This window comes from Streptomyces beihaiensis (assembly GCF_026274175.1).
Classification (GTDB): domain Bacteria; phylum Actinomycetota; class Actinomycetes; order Streptomycetales; family Streptomycetaceae; genus Streptomyces; species Streptomyces beihaiensis.
Genome location: NZ_JAPHNL010000115.1, coordinates 1 through 9,298 on the forward strand (window position 1 = coordinate 1; position 9,298 = coordinate 9,298).

Sequence of the window (9,298 nt, forward strand, 5' to 3'; positions counted from 1 at the left end):
GCCGCCTGGAGCGTGGAGCCGTCCGGGCTCGTCATCAGGCGGGTCAGGGCGCGGCGCCACCACGTGAGCAGCGCTCCCTGCGCCGCCGCGCACAGGAGCAGTTGCGCCGCCGCCGTGCCGTACGAGGCCGTGCTCGCCGCGTCGACCGCCGCCACCGCCGACGCGGGCGGCACCCAGCGCAGCACACCCGTCACCGGGCCGAGGGCCGAGAGCCCGCCCGCCGAACCGAGCTGCCGCACCCCGAAGTTGACCAGTTGCGCGCCCACCGCGATGACGAGCCCGCTCAGGACGGCCAGGTCGCGGCCCCTGCGGCTGCTGAGCAGCCGGATGTTGGCGGCGGCGACGGCCCGCGCGAGCGCGACGCACGTCAGCAGGGCCAGCGGCACCGCCACGACCGTGCAGGCCGCACCCGCCGCACCGTGCGCGACCGCGTACCCGGCGCCGCCTGCCAGGCACAGCGTGAAGAGCGGTCCGATGCCGACGAGCGAGGCCACCAGCAGGGCGCGCACCAGTGGGTCGGGGCGCAGCGGCAGCATGACCAGGCGGGTCGGGTCGAGGGTCTCGTCGCCGCTGGGGAAGAACAGCGGCAGCACCGCCCAGCCGAGCGCGAGCAGTGTCATGAGCAGGACGGTCACGGTGGGGGCGTGGGTGCTGCCGCGGAGGAGGACCAGGCCGAGGAGCTGGAGCGCCGCCACGAGCAGGGCGACGACGAGGGAGACCACGTAGGCGGTGCGGCGGCCCGCGGACTGGCGCAGGCCGCCCCGGAGCAGGGCCAGCTTGAGCCGTACGAGTACGACGGTCATGCGCCCACCCCGGTGCCCGCACCGCCTCCGCCGAGCCAGTCGAGGGCGCCGTCCGGTTGGCGCGCGCCCGCGCCGACCAGTGTGAGGAACGCCTCCTGGAGCGAGGCCGCGTCGCCCCTGACCTGCACCAAGGGGCCCTGCGCGCGGATGCGTCCGGCCGCCATCACCGCGACCCAGTCGCACAGCGACTCGACGAGTTCCATGACGTGGGAGGAGAAGACGACCGTCGCGCCGGAGCGTGTGTAGCGTTCGAGGACGCCCCGGATCGTCTGGGCCGAGACCGGGTCGACGCCCTCGAACGGCTCGTCCAGGAAGAGGACCTCGGGGTTGTGCAGGAGCGCGGCGGCCAGGCCGATCTTCTTGCGCATGCCGGTCGAGTAGTCGACGACGAGCTTGTGCTGCGATCCGGCCAGGTCGAGTACGTCGAGGAGCTGCGCGGCCCGCTTGTCGACCTCGGCGCCGGGCAGGCCGCGCAACCGGCCCATGTACCCGAGGAGTTCGCGGCCGGAGAGTCGTTCGAACAGGCGCAGGCCCTCCGGGAGCACGCCGATGCGGGCCTTGACGGCGGCCGGGTCGGCCCACACGTCGTGGCCCGCGACGCGCACCGTGCCGCGGTCGGGGCGGAGCAGGCCGGTGACCATGGAGAGGGTGGTGGTCTTGCCCGCGCCGTTGGGGCCGACCAGGCCGATGAACCGGCCGGCGGGGAGGGTGAGCTCGATGCCCGCGACGGCGGCCTGCGGCCCGAACGACTTCCACAGGTCGTGGACGTGCACGGCGGGACTGCCCGCGCCGACGGCACTCTGAGCTGTTCCCGTACGCGTGCCCGTGCCCGTGCCCGCGCCCGTGCCCGTGCCCGTGCCGGTATCCGTGCTCGTAGCCGTGCCGTCCTGCTGCGCGCTCGGTGCGCGCGGGTCCTCGGTCACTCGGGCCCGCCCCCTTGCCTGTTCGGTGCCTGTCCGGTCCTGCGGCGTCGTGCGCCGGTCGTACGCACGCGTGGTCACGCACCATACGTCGGACGGACCCCGGCCCGGTGCTACCGGCGGCGCCCCTCGCGCCCGCACGCGTACGCCAGTGGCGAGATCAACTCCTCCGCGTCCGGCAGCCAGCGGTTGGCGGCGGTCGGGCGGCACGCCCACTGGGCGGCGCCCTGACTGCCGAAGCGGGTGGGCGGCGCCGCCACGTACGCGCCCTCGCCGAGCGCCGTCAGGTCGAGCGACGCGGGCGGCCAGCCGAGCTTGCGGACGAGATCGGGGACCTTCGTCGTCGCGCCGGGCAGCACGAAGAACTGCATCCGGCGGTCCGGGGTGCTGCTGACCGGGCCGAGGGTGAGCTGCATGCGCTCCATGCGGGCGAGCGCCAGGCAGCCGGCGGTCTCCGGCACGTCGATCACGTCGAACGTACGGCCCGTCGGCAGCAGGATCGACGCGCTCGGCTGCTTCGACCACAGGCGGCGCACGGCCGTCGCACTGCCCGTCGCCTGCGTCGCCCAGTCGGGGCGTGCCGGGTGTGCGCCGGGGGTCGCACAGTCGGCGTCGCCGCAGGAACAGCGCTGCCGGCCCTCGTCGAACTCGAGCCAGGTGCCGGGGAACACGTCCCAGTGCCGCTCGTCGGCGTAGCGAACGGCGGCGTCGATGAGGGGTTCGCCGCGCTGCTGGGGGATCTGCCCGGTCGCGGCCAGGGGCGCGGTGCCGGCCGATGTGGCGGGCGGGGTGACGGGGGCGGTGACGTCCGAGGCGCCTGCGATGGTCTCTTCCACGAACTTCTCAACTCTCGCCGTCATCGAGGGTTACGGGCGCACACAGGGGTGGGCCGGGAGCATCGTTCCCCCCTGTGGGGCGCATGGGTGCATGGGCGGGGGCGCGCGGGCGAGGCGGCAGCGGGGCGTGGGTAGGGCGGGGGCAGGGACGACGTGTCAACGCGGGGAGGCGCCGCCACGCCGGGCGCCGCGTTTCGTACCCGTTTGTGGCGCATCTTCCGTTTGTTCGCAGGGCAGTGATCCCAACAAGTGATCCCAAGACCTGACCTTTTGACACCTGACGGGCACAGCAGGGGGTACGTCATGGCCGCACGGCCACTCGTCGCGCGACAGCCCAACGAACGGTTGCAGGCACTCATCCAGGAAGCGGGCTGCTCCAACGCGGGGCTCGCCCGCAGGGTCAACATGTGCGGCGCGGAGCACGGCCTCGATCTGCGCTACGACAAGACGTCGGTGGCGCGCTGGCTGCGTGGCCAGCAGCCGCGCGGCCGCGCGCCCGGCATCATCGCCGAGGCCCTCGGCCGCAAGCTCGGCCGGACCGTCACCATCGACGAGATCGGCATGGCCAACGGCAAGAACCTCGCCTCCGGCGTCGGCCTGCAGTTCTCGCCGACCGTCCTCGGCGCGATCGAGCAGGTCTGCGAGCTGTACCGCAGCGACGTGGGCCGCAGGGACTTCCTGTCCGGCACGTCGGTCGCCTCGTCCGCGCTGGTCGAGCCCAGCCGCGACTGGCTGATCTCGGTGCCGGACTCGCAGGTGGCCAGGTCCGCCGGGCCGCGCGTCGGCACCAGCGACGTGGCGGCCGTGCGGGCCATGACGCAGGCGCTGACCGACCTCGACCACCAGTACGGCAGCGGGCACGTGCGGCCGGTCGTCGTGCACTACCTGAACAGCGTGGTCAGCGGGCTGCTCGCCGGGTCCTACCGGGAGGCGGTGGGGCGCGACCTGTTCGCGGCGGCCGCGCGCCTGACCGAGCTCGCCGGGTACATGGCCGTCGACACCGGGCAGCCGGGCCTCGCCCAGCGCTACTACATCCAGGCGCTGCGGCTCGCCCACGCCGCCGGCGACCGCGGCTACGGCGGCTATGTGCTCGCGGCGTCCATGAGCCACCTCGCCGCGCAGCTCGGCAATCCGCGCGAGATCGCCCAGCTCGCCCGCGCGGCGCAGGAGGGCTCGCGCGGACACGTGACACCGCGGGCGGAGGCGATGTTCCACGCCGCGGAGGCGCGCGGGCACGCGCTGCTGGGCGACGCCGGGTCGGCGCGGGCCGCGTCCGGTCGTGCCGTGGCGGCCATGGAGCGGGCCGACGGACGCGCCGACTCCGGTGACGACCCGGCGTGGATCGCCCACTTCGACCACGCGTACCTCGCCGACGAGCTGGCGCACTGCCACCGCGACCTCGGGCAGGCCGCGGAGGCGGCGCGCAGCGCGCGGGAGTCGGTCGACGGCCACCCCGTGTCGCGGACCCGGCGCCGCGCCATCGGTCTGGTGCTGCTCGCGACGGCGCAGGTGCAGCAGCGCGAGGTCGAGCAGGCATGTCACACGGGGACGCGCGCCGTCGAACTGCTCGGCACGGTGCGCTCCCACCGGGGCGCCGAGTACCTGGAGGACTTCAGGGACCGTCTCGAACCGTTCCGGGAGGAGCCGGTGGTACGGGAGTTCGGGGCGCGCCTCGAAATGCGGGCGGCGTAGCGCTGGGGAGGAGGGGCGTAGCACGCGCGTACGAGGACCCGGTAGCGTGAGCCGACGTTCGTAGGTCCCTCATTACGTAGGAGTCCCGGTGACGCAGCACGGCGGACAGGGAGAAGATCCGCATCTCCCGGCGGAGCGGCACGCGCGCGAAGGCGTCGTGCTGCCCGGCGGTGGTGGCGCGCCCCTGGCACCGGGGGAGTACGGCGAGCAGACCGCGCCCGCGCCCTCGGGCGCGGCGCCGTGGGGCCAGGCGTGGGGTCCCGAGTCGCAGCAGGCCCAGGGGGCCGGGCCGATGCCGACGTACGAGTGGGGGCAGGCCCCGCAGCAGGCACAGCCACAGCCGCAGCAGCCACAGCAGCCTCCGCAGGCCGCACCCCCGCAGCCCACCCAGGCCCCGCCGCTGCCGCCGGCCGCGCCCGCCGGGTACGAGGGGTACGAGGGGTACGACGGCGCGGCCACGCAGTACATCGCGCCGATCCCGGGCGGCGGACCGCAGGGGCCCGGCTCCCAGTCGCAGCCCGGCTCCGCGCCGCAGGCGCCCGCGGCCGAGGCCACCCAGTTCCTCGGGCAGGCCGTGCCGCAGCAGACGCCGCAGGGGCCCGCCGGTGGGCCGGGGCCGCTGCCGGGCGCGCTGCCCGACGCCGTGCCCGGCGGCCCCGACAGCGAGGCCACCCAGTACATTCCGCCGGTTCCCGGGCAGCCGCAGGGCGCCCCCCAGGCCCCGGGGGCCTCCCCGTACGGCGTGCGGCCGGGCGCTCCGGGCGACCGGCAGCCGCCCGCCGAGTTCGACGCGCTCTTCCGTACCGAGGAGCCGGACGGCGCGGGCGCCACGCAGCAGATGCCCCGGTTCGACCCGCAGGCCCAGCAGGCACCGCAGGCCCAGCAGAGCCCGCAGGCCCCGTACGCCCCGCAGCAGCAGCCGTACGGCGGCCAAGGCGGCTACGGCGGCGGATATGGCGGCGGCTACGGCGCCCAGGACAACGGCTACGCGCCCGAGCCGTCGCACGAGGAGCGCTCCCGCTCCAAGGTGCCGCTGATCGCCGGGATCGGCGTCGCCATCCTCGTCGTAGGAGTCGGCGCGGGCGCGCTGCTCAGCGGCGGCGGCGACAAGAAGCCGGACGCCTCGAAGAACGTGTCGGCCACGGCCCCCGCCTCCGGTGACGCCTCGCCGTCCGCCGACGCGGCCAAGGGCCAGGCGGCCGAGCTGGACAAGCTGCTCGCGGACTCCAACAACAGCCGCGACGCGGTGATCAAGGCCGTCGCCGACATCGGCAGCTGCAAGAACCTCGGCCAGGCATCACAGGACCTGCGCGACGCGGCGACCCAGCGGCACAACCTGGTCACCCGCCTCGGCAAGCTCTCCACCGACAAGCTTCCGAACAGCGCGGCGCTGAACGACGCGCTCACGCGCGCGTGGAACGCCTCGGCGGCGGCCGACGGCCACTACGCCGCCTGGGGCGACCAGGTCGCCAAGCAGCGCAAGAAGCTGTGCCACAAGGGCCACGCCAAGGCGACGCCGCAGCGCAGGGCCGGTGACGCGTCCAGCGGCACGGCCTCCACGCAGAAGAAGAAGGCCGCGCAGTACTGGAACTCGATCGCGACCCGGTACGGCCTGGCCAAGCGCTCGGCGGTGCAGCTGTAGCCGCTGTGGCCGCGCCTTGCGCGACCCTCGCGCCCGGCGCCGCTACCGCGCTTTCGCCAGCGTCGACGTCACGTCCACCAGGCCCTTGCGGACGGCCACCAGCCGTCCGTGCTCCACCTTCTGGAACGTGACCTTGGGATTGACCAGGCGCGGGAAGTCCCCGGCCGGTGACATCCGGTCGAAGCTCCAGCTCAGCGGCGGTGTGAGCCCGCCCGTGGTGACCCGAAGCCCCTTGTCGAGGGCGATGCGCACGGTCTGCGAGGTCACCGCGCCGTCGCCGAGCGACTCGATGACCTGTCTGAGGACGGTGTAGGCGATCCAGGTCGTCTGCACGCCCGCGTCGCCCGGGTCGATCCGGTTGTCACCGAAGGCCTGTTGCTTGAGCATCGCGCGCATCGGCTTCCAGCGCGGATCGTTCGCCGCCGGGTACCAGCCGGTCACGTACGCCCCCTCGTACGGGCCGTGGGCGCCGCCGGTGCCGTTGATGACGGTCTGGTCGACGCTGCCGAGCACGCTCGCGGTGTGCACCGCCGGATACGCGGAGCGCAACCGCCGGAACGAGTCGAAGAAGGTGCTCGTACGGTCACCGAGCACCGCCGCCACGCACCCGTCGCCGTCCGGCGCCGCCCCGGCCGTGGTGAGCGCCCTGCGGGCCTCTTCCTGGTAGCCGGTGGCGTCCTCGGGAACGCGCAGATCGGTGGCGGGCCGGCTGTGGTGCAGGGCCAGCCCCGCGTCGAGCAGCGGCGGCAGGCTGTCGCCGGTGATGGTGTCGGGACGGACGAGCGCGGTGCGGGAGCAGTGCCCCGACAACTGCTGGCCGTTGCCCGCGAGCAGCGCGGCCTGCCCGCCGTTGACCGGGTACGACAGGGGGCTGGTGAACTCGGCGTCGCTCACCCCGTAGCCCCCTATATAGGGGATGCCGGCCGATTCCAGCGGCGCCATGAACTCCCGGCCGAACTGGCTGTAGGAACCGACCACGGCGACGACGTGCTGGTCGGCGGCCATGCGGGCGCACTTCGCTGCGGCCACGCTGTCGTTGTGGTCGTTGCAGGTCAGGACCCTCAGCTTGTGGCCCGCGATGCCGCCGCGCGCGTTGACCCACCGCGCGTACGCCTGCGCGGTGGCGGGCATGCCCGGCATGTTCGTCGCGGCGGTCTTGTCCGGTGCCCAGGTCATCACCGTCACGGTCTGGTCCCTGGATCCCCCCGTGGCCCCAGGGACCAGACCGCATCCGGCGGCCAGAGCGGCCGCGCCGGTGACGGCGGCCGTGGCGCGCAACGCCCGTACGCGTCTGCGCGAGGCCCTGGTGGCCTCGCCGGTCGAACGGTGGGTCTGCGTGCGGGGGGTGAGGCGCCTGCCGGTCATGAACCTGCACGATTCCGCCGCAGACCCAACCCCCGAGTGACCCGTGGTCAACGAAAGGTGACGCAGAGGTGAATTGCGGGGGTCGGCGGGGGCGCCGCCGGCCGGGACGTACGATCGATGACCGTGCAAAGCTCGGAGAAGTCTTCCCGCCGTGGCCGTCGCTCCAGCAGGATGGGCGGCATGCCACTCAACGACATGCCGTGGTGGCGCTGGCGCAGCAATGTGCGCTCCGCGCTGCACATGCTCTCCGACCCGGCTTTCCAGCGGGACGTCTGGCTGGCCGGTGTGGACGGGTACGGGGACGTGACCGACGCCGTGTACCGACTCGTCGAGGACACCTGGCTGGACAACTGGTCGGCCGAGAAATACGTGGGGACGATCTTCCGCGACTCGCAGGAGGCGGCGCTCGTCGACACGGCGGTGCTGCGGGTGCTGCGGATCATGCACCAGGTCGGTCCGGACGCGGCGGTCTCCGCCTACCTGGATCATCCGGGGTGGGACGAGGCCGTGCGGGCGGCCAGGGACGCGCATGTGCGGCTCGCGACGAGTGACGGTGAGGACCCCGACGCCGCGCCCCGGACCCTCGAAGTGCTGCGGATTCTCACCCGGGCGGCTTAGGGCCTGTCCGGCGGACCTTGTCGGGGCCCCGGCGTCCGGGCCGGCCGGCCCGCGTCGACCGGTCCGGTCCTCGGGACGGGCACAAGCGCGGGTGCCGCGATGTGCGAACCTTTCCCTATGAACGCGCAGTCCGACGCATCCGGTCCCGAGCAGTACGTCCTCACCCTCTCCTGCCCCGACAAGCAGGGCATCGTGCACGCCGTGTCGAGCTATCTCTTCATGACCGGCTGCAACATCGAGGACAGCCAGCAGTTCGGCGACCACGACACCGGTCTGTTCTTCATGCGTGTCCACTTCAGCGCGGACGCGCCGGTCACCGTCGAGAAGCTGCGCGCCAGCTTCGCCGCCATCGGGGACTCGTTCGCGATGGACTGGCAGATCCACCGGGCCTCGGACCGGATGAGGATCGTGCTGATGGTCAGCAAGTTCGGCCACTGCCTCAACGACCTTCTCTTCCGCGCGCGGATCGGCGCGCTGCCCGTCGACATCGCCGCCGTGGTCTCCAACCACACGGACTTCACCGAGCTCGCCACCTCGTACGGCGTGCCCTTCCACCACATCCCCGTGACCAAGGACACGAAGGCGCAGGCGGAGGCGGAACTGCTCGACCTCGTGCGGGCCGAGGGCGTCGAGCTGGTGGTGCTCGCCCGGTACATGCAGGTGCTCTCGGACGACCTGTGCAAGCAGCTCAGCGGGCGGATCATCAACATCCACCACTCGTTCCTGCCGAGCTTCAAGGGCGCCAAGCCGTACCACCAGGCGCACGCGCGGGGCGTCAAGCTCATCGGTGCGACGGCCCACTATGTGACGGCCGACCTCGACGAGGGGCCGATCATCGAGCAGGAGGTCGAGCGGGTGGGGCACGACGTCACGCCCGACCAGCTCGTCGCGATCGGCCGCGACGTGGAGTGCCAGGCGCTGGCGCGGGCCGTGAAGTGGCACGCGGAGCGGCGGATTCTGCTGAACGGGCGGCGCACGGTCGTCTTCGCGTAGGGCCGCACCGGGCCGGGCCGGGGCGGTCACCGGGCGCCGGGGGTTCTGCGTCGCCGGGAGCCGCCGCGTCGTGGTCGCTCGCGCCCGCGGCGCCGCCGCCGACCGACGCGCCCCGCGCCCCTTCGGCGGTCCGTCCCGTGCCTGGGCGCCCGGCTACATCCGGCTCAGTCCCGCCGTCGCCGCCAGTACGTCGCGGATGGCCTCGCGGTCGCCGACCTGGCCGGCCGCCGCGTCCTGAGGCAGCACGTGGCCGGAGGCCAGGCGGCAGAACTCGGCTCCGTCGAGCGCCACATGGGCCACCTCCCGCTCGGCGGAGCCCACGGCGGCGGGCGAGTCGAGGGCGATGAGCCACTCGCCGCCGCCCGCCCCTTCGATCTCCAGGCGCAGTGTGCGGCCCGGCGCGCCCGCGGCGACCAGTTCGCGCGCGGG

The 9,298-nt window shown here is 73.8% G+C and carries 7 protein-coding genes and 2 pseudogenes; 4 read left to right on the forward strand and 5 right to left on the reverse strand.

The features are described 5' to 3' along the window. From OFY01_RS13060 to OFY01_RS13070, 3 genes and pseudogenes are all read right to left on the reverse strand, one after another. Positions 1 to 803: pseudogene (locus tag OFY01_RS13060) on the reverse strand (transporter); the annotation flags it as partial. Beyond that, the gene (locus OFY01_RS13065; RefSeq protein ID WP_266599471.1) at positions 800 to 1,576 is read right to left on the reverse strand and encodes an ABC transporter ATP-binding protein; all 777 of its coding nucleotides are present in this window, start codon (positions 1,574 to 1,576) and stop codon (positions 800 to 802) included. The pseudogene OFY01_RS13060 and the gene OFY01_RS13065, both read right to left, overlap by 4 nt. A 260-nt stretch (positions 1,577 to 1,836) precedes the next feature. Further along, positions 1,837 to 2,583: a bifunctional DNA primase/polymerase gene (locus tag OFY01_RS13070; protein WP_266599459.1), complete on the reverse strand. Its 747-nt coding sequence runs from the start codon at positions 2,581 to 2,583 to the stop codon at positions 1,837 to 1,839. Between the two features lie 279 nt (positions 2,584 to 2,862). Between OFY01_RS13070 and OFY01_RS13075 the strand changes: the two genes are divergently transcribed. Both OFY01_RS13075 and OFY01_RS13080 read left to right on the forward strand, forming a co-directional pair. After that, the gene (locus tag OFY01_RS13075) at positions 2,863 to 4,251 is read left to right on the forward strand and encodes a transcriptional regulator (protein ID WP_266599461.1); all 1,389 of its coding nucleotides are present in this window, start codon (positions 2,863 to 2,865) and stop codon (positions 4,249 to 4,251) included. Positions 4,252 to 4,339: 88 nt separating this feature from the next. Continuing rightward, positions 4,340 to 5,893, forward strand: a complete 1,554-nt coding sequence (locus tag OFY01_RS13080; RefSeq protein ID WP_266599463.1) for a hypothetical protein — start codon at positions 4,340 to 4,342, stop codon at positions 5,891 to 5,893. A 42-nt stretch (positions 5,894 to 5,935) separates the two neighbouring features. Here the strand turns inward: OFY01_RS13080 and OFY01_RS13085 are convergent, their stop codons facing one another. After that, the gene (locus OFY01_RS13085) at positions 5,936 to 7,258 is read right to left on the reverse strand and encodes an ABC transporter substrate-binding protein (RefSeq protein WP_266599465.1); all 1,323 of its coding nucleotides are present in this window, start codon (positions 7,256 to 7,258) and stop codon (positions 5,936 to 5,938) included. A gap of 117 nt (positions 7,259 to 7,375) precedes the next feature. Between OFY01_RS13085 and OFY01_RS13090 the strand changes: the two genes are divergently transcribed. Together OFY01_RS13090 and purU are read left to right on the forward strand one after the other, a co-directional pair. Next, on the forward strand, positions 7,376 to 7,876 hold the full coding sequence (locus OFY01_RS13090; protein ID WP_266599467.1) for an SCO4402 family protein: 501 nt from the start codon (positions 7,376 to 7,378) through the stop codon (positions 7,874 to 7,876). 117 nt (positions 7,877 to 7,993) lie between these two features. Then, a complete protein-coding gene (gene purU, locus OFY01_RS13095; protein WP_266599469.1) occupies positions 7,994 to 8,869 on the forward strand; it encodes a formyltetrahydrofolate deformylase in 876 nt (291 codons plus the stop codon). A gap of 153 nt (positions 8,870 to 9,022) precedes the next feature. Here the strand turns inward: purU and OFY01_RS13100 are convergent. Continuing rightward, positions 9,023 to 9,298, reverse strand: a pseudogene (locus tag OFY01_RS13100) (MDMPI N domain containing protein); the annotation flags it as partial.

What these genes read in the sequence shown, in the direction of transcription:
- OFY01_RS13090 (WP_266599467.1), top strand. Translation starts at nt 7,376, where the DNA reads ATGACCGTGCAAAGCTCGGAGAAGTCTTCCCGCCGTGGCCGTCGCTCC.
- purU (WP_266599469.1), top strand. Translation starts at nt 7,994, where the DNA reads ATGAACGCGCAGTCCGACGCATCCGGTCCCGAGCAGTACGTCCTCACC.
- OFY01_RS13075 (WP_266599461.1), top strand. Translation starts at nt 2,863, where the DNA reads ATGGCCGCACGGCCACTCGTCGCGCGACAGCCCAACGAACGGTTGCAG.
- OFY01_RS13085 (WP_266599465.1), bottom strand. Translation starts at nt 7,258, where the DNA reads ATGACCGGCAGGCGCCTCACCCCCCGCACGCAGACCCACCGTTCGACC.
- OFY01_RS13070 (WP_266599459.1), bottom strand. Translation starts at nt 2,583, where the DNA reads ATGACGGCGAGAGTTGAGAAGTTCGTGGAAGAGACCATCGCAGGCGCC.